The 19,795-nt window shown below is 42.0% G+C and carries 14 protein-coding genes; 12 read left to right on the forward strand and 2 right to left on the reverse strand.

Annotated elements, in window-relative coordinates; translation table 11 throughout:
- Nucleotides 1–734: 734 nt before the first annotated feature.
- The 4 genes from ilvA (at nt 735) to AAHB12_RS19335 (ending at nt 6,004) form a co-directional block, all read left to right on the forward strand.
- The gene (gene ilvA, locus AAHB12_RS19320) at nt 735–1,943 is read left to right on the forward strand and encodes a threonine ammonia-lyase (RefSeq protein ID WP_342046563.1); all 1,209 of its coding nucleotides are present in this window, start codon (nt 735–737) and stop codon (nt 1,941–1,943) included.
- Nucleotides 1,944–2,136: 193 nt separating this feature from the next.
- On the forward strand, nt 2,137–3,369 hold the full coding sequence (locus tag AAHB12_RS19325; RefSeq protein ID WP_342046564.1) for an aminopeptidase: 1,233 nt from the start codon (nt 2,137–2,139) through the stop codon (nt 3,367–3,369).
- Nucleotides 3,370–3,879: 510 nt separating this feature from the next.
- Complete coding sequence (locus tag AAHB12_RS19330) at nt 3,880–5,238, forward strand: glutamine synthetase family protein (protein WP_129730555.1); 1,359 nt, start codon at nt 3,880–3,882, stop codon at nt 5,236–5,238.
- Nucleotides 5,239–5,632: 394 nt separating this feature from the next.
- A complete protein-coding gene (locus AAHB12_RS19335; RefSeq protein WP_342046566.1) occupies nt 5,633–6,004 on the forward strand; it encodes a DnaJ family domain-containing protein in 372 nt (123 codons plus the stop codon).
- 49 nt (nt 6,005–6,053) lie between these two features.
- Here the strand turns inward: AAHB12_RS19335 and AAHB12_RS19340 are convergent, their stop codons facing one another.
- A complete protein-coding gene (locus AAHB12_RS19340) occupies nt 6,054–6,824 on the reverse strand; it encodes a class I SAM-dependent methyltransferase (RefSeq protein ID WP_129730559.1) in 771 nt (256 codons plus the stop codon).
- Between the two features lie 130 nt (nt 6,825–6,954).
- Here AAHB12_RS19340 and AAHB12_RS19345 point away from each other — a divergent pair, with 130 nt between their 5' ends.
- Nucleotides 6,955–7,827: a LysR family transcriptional regulator gene (locus tag AAHB12_RS19345; protein WP_342046567.1), complete on the forward strand. Its 873-nt coding sequence runs from the start codon at nt 6,955–6,957 to the stop codon at nt 7,825–7,827.
- Between the two features lie 200 nt (nt 7,828–8,027).
- On the opposite strand, the gene AAHB12_RS19350 is transcribed toward AAHB12_RS19345, so the two are convergent.
- Complete coding sequence (locus AAHB12_RS19350) at nt 8,028–9,020, reverse strand: NADPH:quinone oxidoreductase family protein (protein WP_342046569.1); 993 nt, start codon at nt 9,018–9,020, stop codon at nt 8,028–8,030.
- A 1,251-nt stretch (nt 9,021–10,271) separates the two neighbouring features.
- Between AAHB12_RS19350 and AAHB12_RS19355 the strand changes: the two genes are divergently transcribed.
- The 7 genes from AAHB12_RS19355 to AAHB12_RS19385 all read left to right on the forward strand — a co-directional run bounded on the left by AAHB12_RS19355 (nt 10,272) and on the right by AAHB12_RS19385 (nt 19,732).
- Nucleotides 10,272–11,621, forward strand: a complete 1,350-nt coding sequence (locus AAHB12_RS19355) for an NAD(P)-dependent oxidoreductase (protein ID WP_342046593.1) — start codon at nt 10,272–10,274, stop codon at nt 11,619–11,621.
- A gap of 23 nt (nt 11,622–11,644) precedes the next feature.
- Nucleotides 11,645–12,931, forward strand: coding sequence for an NAD-dependent dihydropyrimidine dehydrogenase subunit PreA (gene preA, locus AAHB12_RS19360; protein ID WP_342046571.1), 1,287 nt, complete (start codon nt 11,645–11,647; stop codon nt 12,929–12,931).
- Between the two features lie 48 nt (nt 12,932–12,979).
- On the forward strand, nt 12,980–14,398 hold the full coding sequence (hydA, locus tag AAHB12_RS19365; RefSeq protein WP_342046572.1) for a dihydropyrimidinase: 1,419 nt from the start codon (nt 12,980–12,982) through the stop codon (nt 14,396–14,398).
- 65 nt (nt 14,399–14,463) lie between these two features.
- Nucleotides 14,464–14,682, forward strand: coding sequence for a hypothetical protein (locus AAHB12_RS19370; RefSeq protein ID WP_342046574.1), 219 nt, complete (start codon nt 14,464–14,466; stop codon nt 14,680–14,682).
- A gap of 268 nt (nt 14,683–14,950) precedes the next feature.
- Nucleotides 14,951–16,552, forward strand: a complete 1,602-nt coding sequence (locus AAHB12_RS19375; protein WP_342046575.1) for a PucR family transcriptional regulator — start codon at nt 14,951–14,953, stop codon at nt 16,550–16,552.
- 342 nt (nt 16,553–16,894) lie between these two features.
- Nucleotides 16,895–18,361, forward strand: a complete 1,467-nt coding sequence (locus tag AAHB12_RS19380; RefSeq protein WP_342046577.1) for a CoA-acylating methylmalonate-semialdehyde dehydrogenase — start codon at nt 16,895–16,897, stop codon at nt 18,359–18,361.
- 18 nt (nt 18,362–18,379) lie between these two features.
- Entirely contained in the window at nt 18,380–19,732 is a 1,353-nt protein-coding gene (locus AAHB12_RS19385; RefSeq protein ID WP_342046594.1) for an aspartate aminotransferase family protein, read from the forward strand.
- Nucleotides 19,733–19,795: the final 63 nt, after the last annotated feature.

The raw sequence follows: 19,795 nt of genomic DNA on the forward strand, positions 1-19,795 counted from the left end.
TTTGGCATTCTTGCTTGTAGGACTCTTTTTGGATATTTGACATAATCGCTGTATAAAGGGAAAATTGCATTGCTCTTTGATTGAGTGTACTGCATTATTTTGGTATCGCTTTCAAAACGAGATATAAAAAAATATTTTAAACGTTATTAAAAAATAAATTAGATAAGAGCTTTTTTTATTTAACACTGTAAGAAAGTATAAATTGTCAGCTAGAAGTCAATTCGACGTAGTCGGAAATTTTAGGAATACAATAGAAGTGCAACTACGTCTCTGTCTTCGCCTAAGGGCAGGGCTCGCCAATCAGCGAGTTTTCTTTATCCCGTTCCTTTTTTCTTAATTCAAACCTAATTTTATTATATTGTGGTATCGGTTTCAATGGTTTTGTCGTCTTATTTTAAAACAAACTGAAGGTTTCTGTATGAAGGCTATTTATGCATTTAGCCATTTTTAGATGTGTATATCAAAAAAAATGTTGTTAAAAAGCCTTGAGAAGCTAACCTTATATCAAAAGCGCTTCCTTGGGGTTGAAAGTATCTTTAATAGTAGGAGGGATATTTGATGACCTTATATTAGGAAAACGATTCCATGTAGCGCCCATTTAGGATGGGCACAAAATTTATCATTTTGTATATTATTTAGTATGAACGTCGCATCAATACAGGATGAGAATAAACTCATCATCCTTACAAACAATACAGTTGTATTATGCAATGTAGAGACATGGGGGATTGGGCATGGTATCCATACAGGATGTTTTCGCAGCGCGGAAGAAAATGAAGGGAATTGTTCACGAAACTCCTTTAGATTATTCCCGTACATTCAGTGAATTTACAAACAATGAGGTGTATCTAAAGCTAGAAAATTTACAGAAAACAGGATCGTTTAAGGTGAGAGGTTCCTACAATAAGATTATGTCCTTGTCAGAGGCTGAGCTTAGAAAAGGGGTCATTGCTGCTTCTGCGGGTAACCATGCCCAAGGTGTAGCGTACTCAAGCAGCATGCTGCAAATTCCGTGTACAATTGTGATGCCAAAAGGTGCACCGCTTAGTAAGATTGCAGCAACAAAAGGATACGGCGCAAAGGTAGAACTGCAGGGGAATGTCTTTGATGAGGCACTCGCCTATGCGCTCCAGCTTAAAGAGAGAACAGGAGCAACATTTGTACATGCATTCGATGATGCGGCAATTATTGCAGGACAAGGGACAGTCGGCCTAGAAATACTAGAGGGGATACCCGATGTTGAAGTTATTCTGTGTCCAGCTGGAGGAGGGGGGCTTCTTGCGGGTGTAGCATTAGCCATTAAAGAGCAGAAGCCTTCTGTGAAGGTATACGGTGTGCAAGCCATAGCCTGTCCAAGTATAAAAAAATCATGGGATGAAAAGCAAGTCACAACAGTTGATGCACTTCCGACAATGGCAGATGGCATTGCTGTCAGAAGACCGGGGGAATTAACCTTTCAATTGATTCAAAAATATGTAGATGATATTGTTACCGTTGATGAAATGGAGATCGCCCGTACGATGCTAATGGTGTTAGAGCGCAGCAAGCTTCTTGTAGAAGGGTCTGGTGCTAGTGCGCTTGCAGCGCTTCTATACAAAAAGCTTCCGATTGAGGGGAAAAAAATTGCTGTGATCCTAAGTGGCGGTAACGTAGATGTGAATGTTATCGCTCGCATTATCGAGCGCGGCATGGTAGAAGCTGGCCGCTTTGTCCATTTTTCTACTACCTTGCCTGATAAGCCGGGACAATTGCAAAGGGTGCTGCAAATTATCGCGGAGGCTGGAGCAAACGTATTGAATGTTCAACATGAGCGTATTGGCATGAAGGTATTCCCTGGTTACGCAGAGCTGCATCTTTCACTTGAGACAAAGGATCAGGCTCATATTGATCAGGTTTTTGAAAAGCTGCAGCAAAAGGGCTATTGTATACAAATGATCGAATAAATGAATTAGAACGACATCTTACTCAGGAAGCCGCCAGCAGCGGCTTCTGTGTTTGGAAACATAAAGAAGCTGGAGGGCTTTAATATCTCTAGCTAAATTTGTAATTAACAGTTCAGCTGCACATAACTTCTTTGCGTTCTGGAATTCGTATTAACATAGTGAAATGAATACATACATATGGAGGGGACAATAGATGAAACAACTCGAACAAATGCTTGAAAAATATGCTGATTTGGCAGTACGTATCGGAGTAAACATTCAACAAGGACAAACGCTTGTCGTAAATGCCCCGCTTCCAGCAGCGGAGTTTGTACGTAAAATTGTTGCAAAGGCATATGAAGCAGGCGCCAAAAATGTACATGTAGAATTCCAAGATGAAAATATCACACGCATTAAATATGAAAAGGCACCAGATGAAGCCTTCACAGAATATCCGATGTGGAGAGCTAAGGGTATGGAGGAAATGGCGGAAAATGGAGCTGCATTTTTGTCTATTTATTCTCCGAACCCTGAGCTTTTAAAAGGAATTAATCCGCAGCGTATTGCCATGTGGAATAAAACAGCTGGTACAGCGCTGAAAAAATATCGCAGCTATATGATGGCAGATCAAGCACGCTGGTCATTGATTTCAGTTCCAACAGCAGAGTGGGCAGCAAAAGTGTTTCCTGATGTGGAGGAAGCAGAAGCCATAGAGAAGCTATGGGATGCTATTTTTAAAATTGTCCGTATTGATCAAGAAGATCCGATTGCGGCATGGCATGCACATAATGAAACATTAAAGCAAAAGGTAATGTACCTAAATGACAAGCAGTATGTGCAGCTTATGTATGAAGCGCAAGGGACGAGTCTTACTGTAAACCTGCCGGAGAATCATGTATGGCAGGGTGGGGGTTCTGTAGACCAAGGCGGTATACGATTTAATCCAAATATGCCGACGGAGGAAGTATACACAATGCCGCATAAGGATGGCGTAAACGGTACAGTGCGCAGCACGAAACCGTTGAATTATGGCGGTAACGTAATTAATAACTTTACGCTAACATTTAAAGATGGAGTTGTCGTGGATTTTACAGCAGAAACAGGCTATGAAACACTAGAGCAGCTGTTAAATATGGATGAAGGTTCACGTCGGCTTGGAGAAGTAGCGCTTGTTCCACATCGTTCCCCGATTTCTAATTCTGGATTGACGTTTTATAATACGCTATTTGATGAGAATGCATCAAATCATCTTGCGTTGGGCGAAGCATATCCAGTTAATCTGCAAAATGGAACAGCAATGACACCAGAGGAGCTGTCGGAGCGCGGTGCAAACAAAAGCCTTGTGCACGAAGATTTTATGATCGGATCAGCTGATATGAATATCTACGGTGTAACAAAAGATGGAAAGCGTGAACCGATTTTTAAAAACGGCAACTGGGCATTTTAAGATAAAGAAGAGCAACGAGTATTTGGCTCGTTGCTTTTCTTTATGAGAATGAAGCTTAAGAAAAATAATTCTTCTTAATACTGCATACTGCTGATGTCATTGCTTTAGGCGGAAAGCATCACTTTTGTGTATAAGCTCTATATTTGATGCTTTGAGGTAATTCTTGTTTATAGAACAACATTTTCTATATGTTATACTTTAGGAAAATATACAATTCCAGCTTGAAGTCATTTGACGCAGTCGGAAATTGTCGAAATACAGTGTAAGGCAACTACATCTCTGTTTCCGCCAATGATGAGCTTTCTTTAGTTTTTGTAGTCCTTTTTTGCTTGTAATAATGAACATTTTCTAAAAAGAAAACGTTTTTGTTAAGGAATTATCGAAAATTTGACCCGTTTAGGAAAATTTTAACGAATAAAAGTTCAAAAAAGCTATTGAAAAGACCAAGTTATTTGGATTATAATAAGCCTATGTTAAAAAATATGACACGGAAATGAGAGGGAGAGTAACATGAGTCAAATTTCTCAAGCAAATAGCGGTACACTTACTCTTGAAAAAATTAAAGAAATCGTAGAGCAAAAAAATGTGGAGCTTCTTCACTTACAATTTGTAGATATCGAAGGTATTTTAAAGCACGTAACAGTTACATCTGCACAATTAGAAGATGTTGTAGAAGGCAAAATGATGTTTGACGGTTCTTCTATTACTGGATTTTCTCCAATCAACAAATCTGACTTATATCTGCAACCAGATTTAAATACATTCGCTGTTCTTCCTTGGACAGTAGAAGAAGGCTATTCTGAAGCGCGTTTCCTTTGCAGCGCAGCTAACCCAGATGGCACTCCTTATGAAGGTGACACTCGTAACGTATTGAAAAAAGTAGTAGAACAAGCAGGTGAACAAGGCTACACAATTTCTGTAGGTCCTGAGCTTGAGTTCTTCTTATTCAAAACAGACGACAACGGTAACCCAACAATGGCTTTACATGATAACGCTGGATACTTCGAGCCATCTCCAAAAGACTTTGGCGAGCGCGTTCGTTTAGAAATCTACCGTGCATTAAAAGCAATGGGCTTCACAATCGAAGCGTCTCACCATGAAGTAGCTGAAGGTCAACATGAAATCAACTTCAAGTATGCAGATGCTTTAGGTGCTGCAGACAGCTCTACAACTTACAAATGGGTTGTAAAAACAATTGCAGCGAAATATGGTCTTCATGCAACATTTATGCCAAAACCAGTTTTCGGTATTAACGGTTCTGGAATGCACGTAAACATGTCCTTCTTCAAAGATGGCCAAAATGTATTCTTCGATCCAGCTGATTCTCGCCAGCTTTCTCAAACTGCATACCAATTTATCGCTGGTCTAATCGCAAACGTAAAGAGCTTTACAGCGGTTACAAACCCTCTAGTAAACTCTTATAAGCGTCTTGTGCCTGGCTACGAAGCACCTTGCTACATCGCATGGTCTGCATCTAACCGTTCTGCATTGATCCGTATCCCTGCAAAACGTGGTCTTGCTACACGCGTTGAGCTTCGTTGTCCAGATCCATCTGCGAACCCATACCTAACATTTGCGGTAATCGCAGCAGCAGGTTTAGATGGCGTAGAGAAAGGCTTAACTGCTCCAGCTCCAGTTGACGAAGATATCTTCCACATGACTGATGCAGTTCGTGCTGAATACGGCATCGACAACCTTCCTGGCAGCTTAGAAACAGCTGTAGCTGAGCTAGAGAACGGTACAATCGGCCGCGCTACATTAGGCGAGCACGTATTTAACGAATACGTTGCATTGAAAAAAGGTGAGTGGGATAGCTATCGTACAGCTGTACACACTTGGGAAATCGAAAAATATCACGCGAAATTCTAATATAAATAAAAAGCCCTCAGTTTTTAAAACTGAGGGCTTTTTGACACTTTAAGAAAATATAAATCTCTAGCCAGAAGACAATTCGACGTAGTGAGAATTTTAGGAATAAAGTATAAGTGCAGCTACGCCTCTGTCTTCGCCCGAAGGCAGGGCTCGATTATGAACGAATAGCCTGGGAGCTGTAGGCAGTTTGTTCGTTCATAGATATAAAAAGTATATGAATAGGATATGTCGCTCATGTCTATAATTAAATAAATGTAATAAAATGATACTTGTATGTATTAAGTGTTTTTACAAAGCAGCAATAGTAGAGATAAAATGTAATGGAGGAAAATAAGTAACATTTGCAGGAAACAGATAGATAAGACTTTGAAACTGCAAGGGAGGCGAAACAATGGATATATTCTTAATTATGGCGGAAGAACGCATTCGACAGTCAATACAAAATGGTGATTTTGAGAATTTGCCTGGTAAGGGTAAGCCATTAAAACTCGATGACTTATCTGGTGTGCCAGAAGACTTACGAATGGGATATAAGATTTTAAAGAATGCTGGAATGGTTCCAGAGGAGGTTCGGCTTAAAAAGGATATGCTGAAGCTTGAAGATTTGCTTGCCTGCTGCATAGATGAACAGGAACGAACTTCATTGCAAAGCAAGTTAACGGAGAAGGAACTTCGTTTCAATCAATTAATGGAAAAGCGAAAGATGCGAAGTACAGGTGCGTTTGGCATGTACCGGGAGAGGCTGCTTCGGAAGTTTCGGTAAGGAGAGCAGGATTTCTGCTCTCCTTTTGTGGATAGGAAGATCAACATGTCTATTCCTTAATGCCTATTACGCGAATTCTTTTGTAATCAGCAATCCATTTTCCATCATGAAACAAGCTCTTGCCAAGATTCTCTTGAACTGCCATAATCATCTGTTCTCTTACATCCTCAGGCACTCCGATAAAAAGTCCACTTCCAAACATATGCAGCCAATTCCGGATTCCATCCTTCCCCTCTAAAGGTGTCGGTCTATAAAAGTATTGAATATAAGCGACGGTAAAACCTACCTCCTCCATGAGAGCTGCATATTCACCAGTGCTCGGAAAATACCAAGGAAACTGTGCCATGTCGTATTCTAATTCATAAGCTGCATATTGATTGATCACTTCATCTGTAATCATTTTAATATTACCTTTACCGCCAAATTCCGCAATAAATCGGCCTCCTTGCTTCAGACTCTGATATATGCTGTGCAGAGCTTGCCTTTGCGGCTTAATCCAGTGAAGTGCCGCATTGGAGAATACCGCGTCAAACTCCTCGTGATAATCTAGCGCAGTTGCATCATGAACAGCAAACTGTATCTGCGGATATTTATGCTGTGCTTGCTGGATCATATTCTCTGATGCATCAATTCCTATCACTTGGGCTCCAAGCTCGTGAATTTTATTTGCCAAATCTCCTGTACCACAGCCAACATCCAAAATGTGTTCAGCTTCTCTTGGAGCTAATGCAGTAATTAAGTCCTGACCGAATCTTGAAACGAAGGAGTGGTTTGTGTCATACATTGTAGCGTTCCATGCATCTTGCCCAGCATGCTTCATTTTTTATTCCCCCTTAGTATCTGTGGTTTACAAATCATGTAGTGTTTGTAATTGTATTGTACAAAAACGGATATATAATGAAAATTAACAAAAGAAAGGGATTTTGATAACGCATCGTTATCACGGGGGGATGATTTTGGAGATTAAGTGGTTAAAAACATTTATCGTTGCAGCTAAATACGAGAATTTTAGGAAGACGTCCGAAGAGCTTTTTTTAACGCAGCCTGCTGTCACAAAGCATATCAAACGTCTTGAGGAGGAGCTCCATGTTGAGTTGTTTGAGAGAACAAAGAAAAAATCAGTTTTAACTGCTGCTGGCTATCAGTTTCTTCCATACGCAAGGAGCATCGTAGATAAATACGAGGAAGGTCGAACCAGTCTCGAGTCATGGAGGCAGGGCTATAAGCGGAGGTTAGTAATTGCAGCAGCACCGCAAATTGCATCCTCTATGTTTCCGTCGTTACTAAGGACCTTTATGGATGAAAATCCTGATATAGACGTAGTGGTTCAGATAACTTCTTCTTTTCAGGTAGGAGAGGAGGTTAGCTTAGGCAGGGCGGATTTGGGCTTAACGCGAGTGGAAGCAATGCAAACAAATATATATAGCGAGGTTGTACATGAGGAACCGGTTGTTTTGGTAGGTCCTTATAATGAGTATTGTCTTGAAGAACATATGGCACTTAGTACATACAGAGTCATTACGGATAATCATCCGGATTATTGGGATTATCTTTTACAACAAATTAAAAGCTATTATCCGAATGTGAGAACGATGGCTGTAAATCAAGTGGAGATTACAAAGCGTTTTATTGAACAGGGGCTTGGTGTATCTTATTTACCAGTAACGATGGTTAGAGATGAAGTGCAAAATAGCAGACTGAGAGAGATAAGGGGAGAGCGGGTTATAGCGCCGAAATCGAAAACATATCTGTTGCAAAAGACAAAAACAGAGGAGGCGGAAGTCTTTAGGGTATTTTTGAAAGAGGTGCTTACTAAATTTTAATTGGAGAGGACATAAACAAAAAAGCAGGTCATGTTACAGGAAGTTAGCTATAACATGACCTGCCTTTTTACAATGCAGGAAAGCATCAATTTTCAGCTAGGAGTCATTCGACGTAGTCGAAAATTTTAGGGCTACAGTGTCAGGGCAGTTTCGCCTCTGTCTTCGCCCGAGGGCAGGGCTCGCCAATTGACGAATTTTCTTTACAACTTTACAATTGCTCTTCCACGCATTTCAGCTTTTAAAATTGAGGAAAGTACCTGAGGCAGTTCATCCAATGTAACTTCTTGAGCAATGTAATTTAGAAGTGCCTCTGGCTTCAAATCAGTTGCCATACGTTCCCAGAGCGTTTTACGCAGCTCCATTGGGCAGTACACTGAATCAATGCCGAGCAAGTTTACTCCGCGCAAAATAAAAGGATATACAGTTGTCGGTACATCTCCGCCACCTGTTAAGCCGCTTACTGCAACTGAGCCCCCATATTGCAACATGATTAATATGGAAGCAAGTGCTTTGCCTCCGACAGGGTCAATTGCAGCTGCCCACCTTTGCTTCCCGAGCACTGGAATTGGGTCAATCGAAAAATCCTCACGAGAAAGTATGTCAGCAGCCCCAATTGCTCGCAAGTACTCATGCTCAGATGCCTTGCCTGTGCTGGCAACAACGTGATAGCCGCGTTTTGCGAGCATTGCGACAGCTGTGCTTCCAACCCCGCCTGTTGCACCTGTTACGAGCACAGGTCCCTTTTCTGGTGTAAGTCCGTTTTCTTCTAAACGATGGATGGATAGGGCTGCTGTAAAGCCGGCAGTTCCAAATACCATTGCTTCTTTTAACGTTAATCCTTTCGGAAGCGGGACAATCCAGTCACTTGGAACCCGTGCATACTCGCTAAAACCGCCAAAATGGGACACCCCAAGCTCATAGCTTGTCACAATAACCTCATCTCCTGCCTGAAAGCGGGAATCATTTGATTCTGTTACTGTACCAGCAAGGTCAATGCCCGGTATGAATGGATATGATCGAACGATTTTCCCCTTTGGGATACTTGCTAAGCCATCCTTATAATTGACGCTTGAGTAAGCTGTACGGATGGTTACATTTCCCTCAGGTAAATCATCTAATGTTAGGTGTTGAATATCTGCAGAGAAATTGTCTTCTGTTTTGTTCACAACAAAGGCACGGAATGAATTTGTCAAAAGTGCACCTCCTACATAATTTATATAGTTATAGTATACCTTCGCCTTGAATTAGGCAAAAAATAGAGGTAATTAGCAAGCCTTCTTTAGAACAACAGTGCTATATCAAAGATCTAGCCATATTAGGATACATAGCACCCAAAAACATTGGGAAATGTGCTATCTGTTTTACCTTGAAAGCGACTGTTTGTCGTAAGGGGTTGAACCAAGGTGAAATTTATTCGCATGAATACAAGGAATTGTCTGACTGGCACACAGAAAAAGCATCGATAACGAAAGTATGAAACGAATGGAAGATATGCTCGAAAATCCTTTTTTTTACAAAGGATTAATAAGCGATTTACAAACCAATGTTACAGTAGGAAGTGGGTAGGGCAGCATGCGTGGCTGCCAAGGTATAGAGCGTAGGTGGGGCTGATACCAGGGGCGGGCTAATCATAACGTCCTTTCTATTTTATATTTGAAATTAAAATAAAAGCAAACTATTCCAAGAAGCTATCCAAATTGTGGACAAGCTTTTTTTACATTGTAGGAAAGTATAAACTTCCAGCTAGAAGTGAATTCGAAGTAGTCGGAAATTTTAGGAATACAGTATAAGTGCAACTATGCCTTTGTCTTCGCCCAAGGGCACGGATCGCCAGTCGGCGAGTTTTCTTTATTTGTATACAAATTTCTTGTACAGAGGTTGTTTGCTCATCAAAAAGAAGCGAGTATCTGCACTTTTCCTGCTTAGAAGTTTTATGGAATCCTTGATAACTATTTAAACAAACGTTTGATTGAACAGGAATAGAAGCGTATTTTGTCAAGAAATATTGTCGAAAACCCAAATTTTCCTGGGAAATAAGGAGAAGAGTAAACAACTTAATAAAAAATCTGTCAAAGTAGCTTATTTATGATGGAGGTTCTTATGGGTTTAAAGTTTGAAAGAGATTGCAAATCATTGGTTATTTTCACTGATAGTGATTGGCTGAAATTTTACATTATGCTTAATAAAAACATGTAAACTTTTTACAAATTGTATAATGGAAAGAATTCAGAAAATTATTACAATAAGAACAAGTACAAAAACGACCGGGACATCTGCATACATACAAGGCGATATGATTAGGGAATGGATGCGGGGGAGGACCGCAATGCAAAATCAGTTTAGATAGCGATTTGTTTTTGAAATGAAATTCTCACTCTTTTTCATAGAATTCGTTTTTCCTATTTTCTAAAGGGGGTTGAGGGAGATTGAATAAAACGAAAAAAGTGGCTCTTTCATTAACAGACTTGCGGTCAAATTTTAAGGAGGTTCAGAGCGGGCTTTCAAATAGAGAGGCAGCTGAAGAAGCAAATCGTTGTTTATATTGTTACGACGCTCCTTGCATAAAGGCATGCCCGACGGAAATTGATATTCCGAAATTTATTAAGAAGATTGCTTCAGGAAATCTAAAGGGATCGGCAGCAACGATTATGCTGTCAAATCCAGTTGGTGCTAGCTGCTCACGTGTATGTCCAACGGAGGAGCTATGTGAGGGTGCTTGCGTGTTAAACCATGCTACTAAGCCGATTCAGATTGGAAATTTGCAGCGTTATGCAACGGATTGGGCGATCCGAAATGAACAGATATTGTTTGAGGCAGGGGAGAAGAAGGGGAAAACAGTAGCGGTCGTCGGTGGAGGGCCTGCAGGCTTGTCGGCAGCAAGGGAGCTTGCTCGTCTCGGATATACTGTAACCATTTTTGAAGCGGAGGCACAGGCAGGAGGATTGAACACGTACGGCATTGTTTCATTCCGTCTGCCACAGGCTGTGTCTTATTGGGAAGTAGATCAAGTGAGAAGCTTAGATGTGGAGATTCGAACTAATACATGTGTGGGTCGTGATGTTTCAACAGAGGAGCTTTTGGAACGATATGATGCTGTTGTGCTTGCAATTGGTATGGGAAAGGTTCCGATGCTTGGCATTGATGGAGAAGAGCTGGACGGTGTGTATGATGCTATTGATTTTGTGAAACGGACAAAAACAAACGAGCTGACAAACGAATTTATTGGAAAACGAATTGTGGTTATTGGTGCGGGGAATACAGCTATTGATGGTGCGACATGTTCGGTAAGGCTTGGTGCAGAGAATGTTAAGATTTTATATCGCCGCACACGTGAGGAGATGAGTGCGTACGATTTCGAGTACGAGTTTGCCAAGCAGGATGGCGTAGAATTCCGGTGGCTGACTGCGCCTAAGCGTATTATTGGTGAGAATGGAAGTGTTACAGGTATCGAGTGCGTGAAAATGGCCCTTGGTGATCCTGATAAGGACGGTAGACGGCGTCCGGAAGTGGTAGCAGGCTCTGAATTTGTGATTCCTGTGGATGTTGTAATTAAAGCGATTGGCCAATCGCGTTACATAGAGATGATTGAGGGATTTGGTCTCACACATAGCCACGGTGTTGTAATGGTTACGAAGGGAACATTTCAAACATCAAACCCGAAGGTCTATGCATGTGGTGATGTGACATTTGGTAAAGGACAAGGCGAGGCGATGGTCGTAACTGCAGCTCAGCAAGGAAAGCTGACGGCTCATGAGATACATAAGCAGTTTGCGTCTGTGACAGAAACCGTTTAATTCAGGAGAAGGGGGAACGGAAGATGGCGGATTTAAAAATAAATTTAGCAGGTATTGAATCTCCAAACCCGTTTTGGCTGGCGTCAGCGCCGCCTACGAATTCTGGTTACCAAGTACAGCGTGCATTTGAAGCAGGCTGGGGCGGAGCTGTATGGAAAACGCTTGGAGATCCAATTTTAAACGTTTCTTCCCGATTCGCAGCGGTTAGCTTTAACGGTCAGCGAGTAGCCGGTTTTAATAATATCGAATTGATTACAGACAGGCCATTAGAGGTCAACTTAAAGGAAATTTACGAAACAAAAAAGAGATTTCCTAATCATGTGATCGTCGCCTCGCTTATGGTTGAACCAAAGCAGGAGAAATGGCATGAAATTGTAAAGCGTGTCGAGGAGGTTGGTGTGGATGGACTTGAGTTGAACTTTGGCTGTCCGCACGGTATGGCAGAACGAGGTATGGGCTCTGCTTCCGGTCAGGTTCCTTCTCTTGTTGAAAGACAAACATACTGGGTGAAGGAAGTCGCAAAAACACCAGTTATTGTAAAGCTTACGCCAAATATCACCGATATTACAGCAACAGCGGAGGCAGCGGTGAAGGGCGGTGCTGATGCTGTTAGTATGATTAATACTATTAATAGCTTAATGGGTGTCGATCTTGATACGTGGAATACAATTCCTCATGTTGCTGGAAAAGGAGCTCATGGCGGCTATTGTGGACCGGCGGTGAAGCCAATTGCGTTAAACATGGTAGCGGAATGTGCTCGTCATCCGCGTATTAATGTGCCCATTTCAGGTATTGGCGGTATTTCAAACTGGCAGGATGCTGCAGAATTTTTACTTATGGGTGCGACAGGGGTTCAAGTTTGTACCGCTGCCATGCACCATGGCTTCCGTATTGTTGAGGATATGATCGATGGGCTCAATAACTATCTTGATAGCAAAGGAATTGCTTCTGTCAGGGATATTATCGGAAAATCAGTTCCGCGTTACTCTGACTGGGGAGATCTTGACTTGAACTATAAGATAGTTGCTCGTATTAATACCGAAACGTGCATTAATTGTAATAAATGCCATATTGCCTGTGAGGATACATCCCATCAATGTATTGATATGCTGAGGGATACATCAGGTAAAGGCTTTCTCCGTGTTCGTGAGGAGGATTGTGTAGGCTGTAATTTATGCTCTATTGTTTGTCCAGTGGACGGTGCGATTTCAATGGTAGAGCTTCCAAGTGAAATTGCGCCAATGACGTGGAATGAGCGTCAAGCTGCATTGGGGGCTTTATCAGATTGTGAGACTAATATTGTAAAGTAAGTGAATTGTGAAGGTGAGGCGGAAGATATATAGGGGGGAACTTATACAATGGGAAAGCTGATTAAAAATGGAACAGTTGTAACGGCTGCTGATATATACGAAGCGGATGTATTGATTGAAGACGGAAAGATAGCAGCTATTGGTACAGATTTGAAGAGTGAGGGTGTAGAGGTAATTGATGCAACAGGACGCTATTTGTTTCCAGGAGGTATTGATCCGCACACCCACTTGGATATGCCTTTTGGCGGGACAGTTACGAGAGATGATTTTGAGACAGGTACGGTAGCAGCTGCGTTTGGCGGAACGACTACTATCATTGACTTTTGCTTAACCAATAAAGGGGAGCCGCTAGGCAATGCAATCCAGACATGGCATGAAAAATCAAAGGATAAAGCGGTTATTGATTATAGCTTCCATTTAATGATTGGCGAAATGAATGATGATGTGCTTAGGGAGCTTCCGCAGGTTATTCATGAGGAAGGGATTACTTCCTTTAAAGTATTTATGGCTTACAAAAATGTATTTCAGGCAGATGATGGGACGTTATACCGTACGCTGCTCGCGGCAAAGGAGCTTGGTGCGCTTGTCATGGTTCACGCGGAAAACGGTGATGTGATTGATTATTTAACGAGACAAGCACTCAAGGAAGGGAATACAGATCCTATCTATCATGCGCTTACAAGACCGCCCGAAATAGAAGGAGAAGCGACAGGACGGGCTTGCCAGCTGACGGGTCTGGCGAATTCGCAGCTCTATGTTGTACATGTTTCCTGTGCTGATGCAGTCGAGAAAATTGCAGAGGCGCGAAATAAGGGTCTTGATGTGTGGGGAGAGACGTGTCCGCAATATTTAGTACTAGATCGCTCCTATTTAGAAAGGCCAAATTTTGAAGGGGCGAAATATGTATGGTCACCGCCCCTGCGTGAGAAATGGCATCAGGATGTACTATGGAATGCCTTGAAAAACGGTCAGCTGCAAACAATCGGATCTGATCAATGTTCCTTTGACTTTAAAGGGCAAAAGGAGCTTGGGCGCGGAGATTTTACAAAAATTCCAAATGGCGGCCCGACGATTGAAGATCGTATGAGCATCTTGTTTTCTGAAGGTGTGAAACAGGGAAGAATTACGCTCAATCAGTTTGTTGATATTACTTCTACAAGAATTGCGAAGCTGTTTGGTTTATTTCCGCAAAAAGGGACGATTGCGGTTGGAACAGATGCGGACATTGTCATCTTTGACGCGAATGTAGAGCGTGTCATTTCTAGGGAAACGCATCATATGGCTGTGGATTATAACGCGTTTGAAGGCATGAAGGTAATAGGGGAGCCAGTCAGTGTGCTATGTCGTGGTGAATTTGTTGTACGAAACAGGCAATTTGTTGGGAAGGCTGGTTACGGATCGTATCTGAAGAGAAAAAAATACGGTGAGGATATGAAACACCAGCAGGACTCAATCCCGGTGCAATAATCTTACTTTCTCAAATTGAAAATTATATGTGGGGATAACCGGAAGTGTGAAAAAGGGGTGTGTGTATGTCCTATCAAGAGTTTTTGACGGAGCGCGATAGAATTGATTTTCTTATTCAGAAGGGATATAGTATTCGGGCCGTTCAGGAAAACTTAGACGGTGCTTTCGTACAATTTGGGAGACAGAATGATGGGGAAAGCGAAACAGAAACGCTGCATGTTCGGACGGCCGATGGAAGGAAGTACTTTTCGGCTTTTTTGATTCGCCAAGGAACAGCAGGATAGTATATGTAAAAGGGATTGACTGCATGCAGTCAATCCCTTTTACATATACGCGTATGGAGAAATGGCATACAAGCTGGACGTGTATCTAGCAATCCATAAAAGGAAATAGAGTCAGGTAATCTGACAAATCGGTAGAGGGAAGAGTTTAAATAATTGTATAGTTTCTCATACATAAGGACAAAGCAAGCATTGTTGGGTTATAAAGGGAAAAGTGCTAGTCTGCAAGAATAGTATTAAGAAGATTATGTTTTCAAAAAGGAGTGAGAAGATGCAATATCATTTCCAGCTTACCGTAACGGACATATTGAAAAGGAAGCATTTTGAAAACATTCAATTCATTGCTGGACAGGGGGGACTATATCGAGTTGTGAAATGGGTTCATGTTGTAGAAGTAGCAAAAATCAAATCGCTGCTAAATGGAAATGAACTTATTTTGTCAACTGGAGTTGGTTGGCGTGATGATTCGCAGGCCTTTGTAGCTTTTCTGCAGGAGCTGATCGACAGCAACGCCTCTGGACTGTGTATTGATATGGGATCGTCAGTCTTTCCTATTCCACAGGAAGGAGTTGCATTGGCTAATGCGCATCAATTCCCTATTTTACTTTTTTTAAAGGAAGTTCCTTTCGTTGAAATTACCCACGATATCCACTCTCACTTAATTCATCAGCATTATCAAATGATTTCGAATCTAGAAGAGTATTCCCAGCAACTTAATAAGAAATTATTGTCCATCCAGCATCATGAAGAAATTTTGTCGCTGCTGCATGATCATCTTGGTCATACAGTGTTGTTCCGGATGAAGGGAAATGATGTGCAGATGGTTCCATCTAGCAGCGATGTTTCGTATGCCTTTTTGGTAGAATGTCAGGGGAAGGAGTTATTGCAAAAGCGGGTTGAACATCAATCGATCCAAGTGTTAGGGCAGAACTATGCTGATTTGTATATTTATGCTGAGGACGAGGAAATTAGTGAATATGATACGTTAATCTTAGATCGGACTTCCACCGCTGTAGCGCAGCACTTATTACGAGATTTATATGTGGAAGAAAAAAAGCGGGCAGAAGAGGATGAATGGGTGAACAGCTGGCTTCATGGAGAGCATACGGAGATTGAAATTGCTGATTTTTTAAAGAGCTCCTATGCAAATGGAAAATGTAAGGGTGGAACAGTATGTATTTGCAAGTTCCATGAATTTCCCCAATCCGGTTCTGATAAAACATATTTTAAGCTGTTGTTTCGGACTATTTTTGAGCAACTGGGTTTCTATGCACTATCTATAGAAAAGAGAAATGAAGCGACCTTTATTTTATTAAATTATCGAGAGACTAAAAATCAGAAGCAGCGTTTAGAGATGGGAATTGAGAAGTTACTAAACTCAGAATTTATTAAGAAACGAAAGACAGTTGTGACAGTCGGGGTAGGAAAACTAATTGAGCAGTTATCGGATATGCATAGAAGCTTTAAAACAGCACAGGAAACGATAAGGGTTCAAAATAACCTGGCGAAGGTATGTCATTTTTATGAGGATTTGCATATGTATCGCATCCTTTCTATGCTGAATGAGCAGAGCGATTTGCAGGGAATTGTTATGGAATATTTGGATCCGGTTGTTCGTTATGATAAGAAATACAATGGGAAGTTAATGGAAACATTGCGAGTGTATTTATCCTGCAATGGCTCTAAGCAGGAGACAGCAAATCGGCTGTTTGTTGTGCGCCAAACGCTATATCACCGGATTACAAAGCTGGAGGGCTTGCTTGGCAATGATTTTATGAATTCAGAAAAACGCCTTGTTATCGAGTTTATGCTGCAAGCATATGATTATCTCGTTTCGACGAAGCAGATGAAACAATATCCTGTTGAAAGATAGGTAAGCTGACCTGTATGTATAGGTTGGCTTTTTTTACTGGAGGAAAGTATAAATTTCTAGCTAGAAGTGATTCGACGTAGTCGGAAATTTTAGGAATACAGTATAAGTAGGGCTACGCCTCTGTCTTCGCCCGAGAGCAGGGCTTGCCAATCAGCGAGTTTTCTTTAGCGTGCGAAAACATTTGTCTATCTGGTTCTGCTTACAGGGGATTGTAGCGTTTTTTCTAGTTGTGCAATGTGTAGAGGAAACTACCGTAAAGGTTTAACGTTCTGTCTAATGAACATCGTAGTTTCGTGAGAGATAATGGAAAAAAGAGGATAATAGTTCATGAGGGGGAATCAGATGGCAGCTTCTCAAAATGGTACGGTCATACTGAAAAACTTCATTAACGGTCAATGGATAGAGGCAGACGGCAAAGAGGCATTGGAGGTGCCGAACCCAGCAACGGGAAAGGTGTTAGCGAAGGTAGTTCTCTCGACAAAGGAGGATGTGCAAAGAGCAGTGCGGGCAGCACAGCTGGCCTTTCAAAAGTGGAAGGATGTGCCAGTTCCGAAGCGTGCACGTATTTTATATAAATATCATCATTTATTAACAGAGCATCATGAGGAACTAACGCGGCTCATTGTACAGGAGAACGGAAAAGCGTATAAGGAAGCATACGGAGAGGTTCAGCGCGGGATTGAGTGTGTGGAGTTTGCATCCGGAGCACCAACCTTAATGATGGGTGAAACCTTATCATGTATTGCTGAAGAGATTGATTCTGAGATGTTCCGTTATCCGCTTGGTGTTGTCGGCGGTATTGCACCATTCAATTTTCCGATGATGGTACCGCTTTGGATGTTTCCGCTAGCTATTGCATGTGGGAACACATTCGTGTTAAAGCCCTCTGAGCGTACACCGATCTTAGCTAACAGGCTTGCTGAGTTGTTCGCAGAGGCAGGAGCGCCAGCTGGTGTGCTAAATATTGTTCATGGTTCGCGCGATGTTGTAAACGGTTTACTCGAGCATGAGGACGTAAGGGCAATTTCATTCGTAGGTTCACAGCCAGTGGCGAAATATGTGTATGAGCGCGCGGCTAAAGAGGGAAAGCGGGTTCAAGCTCTTTCAGGTGCAAAAAATCATCATATCGTCATGCCGGATGCGGATATCGAAAAAGCAGTGCAGCATATTATTACCTCAGCGTTTGGAAGTGCGGGTCAGCGTTGTATGGCTTGTAGTGCTGTCGTTGTTGTTGGTGATAATGATAGCTTTGTAAGAGTGTTGAAGGAGAAGGCGGATACACTTATTATCGGGGATGGAATGGAGGATGAAGTACTGCTTACACCGGTTATTCGCCAATCACATCGAGAGAGGGTCATGCATTATATTGAAGCTGGTGTGAAGGAAGGGGCGGTCCTCGTCCGTGATGGTCGTAAGGACATGACTGGGATGCCAGAAGGTACTTTTATAGGACCGACAATTTTTGATCGTGTTACTCCTGAGATGATAATCGCAAAGGATGAAATTTTTGCACCTGTTTTAAGTTTACTGCATGCGGCTGATCTTGATGAGGCACTTTTGTATATTCGAAAGTCACGTTATGGGAACGGTGCAACAATTTACTCAAAGGATGCAAAAGCAATCCGCAAGTTTCGCGAAGAAGCGGATGCAGGCATGCTTGGCGTCAATGTGGGAGTTCCAGCGACAATGGCATTCTTTCCATTTTCCGGATGGAAGGATTCCTTCTACGGGGACTTGCATGTAAATGGAAAGGACGGCGTAAATTTCTTTACACGTAAGAAAATGATTACATCCCGTTTTGATTTTTAAGAAGGAGAGGTCATGATGATGGTGCAAATGAATCAAGGATACGATATTTTGGCAAAGGACTCACAATATCTTTGGCATTCCATGAAGCCGTATAACCCTGATGCGACAATGGTTGTGGAGAAGGCGGAAGGGGCGTGGGTTACGGATCATACAGGGAAGCGGTATTTAGATGCAATGGCAGGCCTTTGGTGTGTGAATGTCGGGTATGGACGGGAGGAGCTTGCAGATGCGGCGTATGAACAGCTGAAGTCACTCGCGTATTTTCCACTTACACAAAGTCACGTACCTGCTATTAAGCTTGCAGAAAAATTAAATGAATGGCTTGGAGATGAGTATGTTATCTTTTTCTCCAATAGCGGGTCAGAAGCAAATGAAACTGCATTTAAAATTGCGCGTCAATATCATCAGCAAAAGGGTGAGCATACACGCTATAAAATCGTATCTCGTTATCGTGCGTACCATGGCAATTCCATGGGGGCGTTGGCAGCAACGGGCCAAGCGCAGCGGAAATATAAGTATGAGCCCCTTGCACCAGGATTTCTTCATGTTGCACCGCCGGACAGTTATCGCAGTAATGAGGATGGAAAAGAGCCTTGTGAGATGGAATCCGTTAAAGCGATTGATAACGTGATGACGTGGGAATTAAGTGAGACGATTGCAGCGGTTATTATGGAACCTATCATTACAGGGGGCGGTATTCTCATTCCACCGGACAGCTATATGAGAGGTGTTAAGGAGGTATGTGAAAAGCACGGGGCTTTGTTCATTGTAGATGAGGTTATTTGCGGCTTTGGGAGAACGGGTCAGCCGTTTGGTTTTAGGAACTATGGCGTAAAGCCGGATATTATTACAATGGCAAAAGGACTTACGAGCGCATATTTGCCGCTTTCGGCAACAGCTGTAAAACGTGAAATTTACGAAGCATTTAGCGGAACCGAGGAATACGATTTTTTCCGGCATATTAATACATTCGGAGGCAGTCCAGCAGCATGTGCGCTTGCATTAAAAAACTTGGAGATTATGGAACGGGAAAATTTAGTTGAGCGCTCTCGTACAATTGGTGCTCAGTTACTTAGAGAATTAAAGGAAGCATTAAAGAATCATCCGCTTGTCGGTGATGTACGAGGGAAAGGTTTATTAATTGGGATTGAGCTCGTCCGGGATCAGGCTTCAAAGGCACCGCTGGATGTAAACCTTGTAAATAAAGTAATCTCAGCATGTAAGGAAAATGGCTTGATTATTGGTAAAAATGGTGTAACGGTAGCGGGTTATAATAATGTGTTAACATTGTCCCCGCCGCTAAATATTAAAGAGGAAGATCTACAGTTCCTTTTAAAAATATTGGTAGGGGCGCTTGAGATAATTAAATAGATGTGTATACACAGGCAGTGCACGTAGCAACTGTTTTATATTTAAAACCTCTTCTGGTGAATC

The organism is Bacillus sp. OTU530 (assembly GCF_038440375.1).

What these genes read in the sequence shown, in the direction of transcription:
- ilvA (WP_342046563.1), top strand. Translation starts at nt 735, where the DNA reads ATGGTATCCATACAGGATGTTTTCGCAGCGCGGAAGAAAATGAAGGGA.
- AAHB12_RS19325 (WP_342046564.1), top strand. Translation starts at nt 2,137, where the DNA reads ATGAAACAACTCGAACAAATGCTTGAAAAATATGCTGATTTGGCAGTA.
- AAHB12_RS19330 (WP_129730555.1), top strand. Translation starts at nt 3,880, where the DNA reads ATGAGTCAAATTTCTCAAGCAAATAGCGGTACACTTACTCTTGAAAAA.
- AAHB12_RS19335 (WP_342046566.1), top strand. Translation starts at nt 5,633, where the DNA reads ATGGATATATTCTTAATTATGGCGGAAGAACGCATTCGACAGTCAATA.
- AAHB12_RS19340 (WP_129730559.1), bottom strand. Translation starts at nt 6,824, where the DNA reads ATGAAGCATGCTGGGCAAGATGCATGGAACGCTACAATGTATGACACA.
- AAHB12_RS19345 (WP_342046567.1), top strand. Translation starts at nt 6,955, where the DNA reads ATGATTTTGGAGATTAAGTGGTTAAAAACATTTATCGTTGCAGCTAAA.
- preA (WP_342046571.1), top strand. Translation starts at nt 11,645, where the DNA reads ATGGCGGATTTAAAAATAAATTTAGCAGGTATTGAATCTCCAAACCCG.
- hydA (WP_342046572.1), top strand. Translation starts at nt 12,980, where the DNA reads ATGGGAAAGCTGATTAAAAATGGAACAGTTGTAACGGCTGCTGATATA.
- AAHB12_RS19370 (WP_342046574.1), top strand. Translation starts at nt 14,464, where the DNA reads ATGTCCTATCAAGAGTTTTTGACGGAGCGCGATAGAATTGATTTTCTT.
- AAHB12_RS19375 (WP_342046575.1), top strand. Translation starts at nt 14,951, where the DNA reads ATGCAATATCATTTCCAGCTTACCGTAACGGACATATTGAAAAGGAAG.
- AAHB12_RS19380 (WP_342046577.1), top strand. Translation starts at nt 16,895, where the DNA reads ATGGCAGCTTCTCAAAATGGTACGGTCATACTGAAAAACTTCATTAAC.
- AAHB12_RS19385 (WP_342046594.1), top strand. Translation starts at nt 18,380, where the DNA reads ATGGTGCAAATGAATCAAGGATACGATATTTTGGCAAAGGACTCACAA.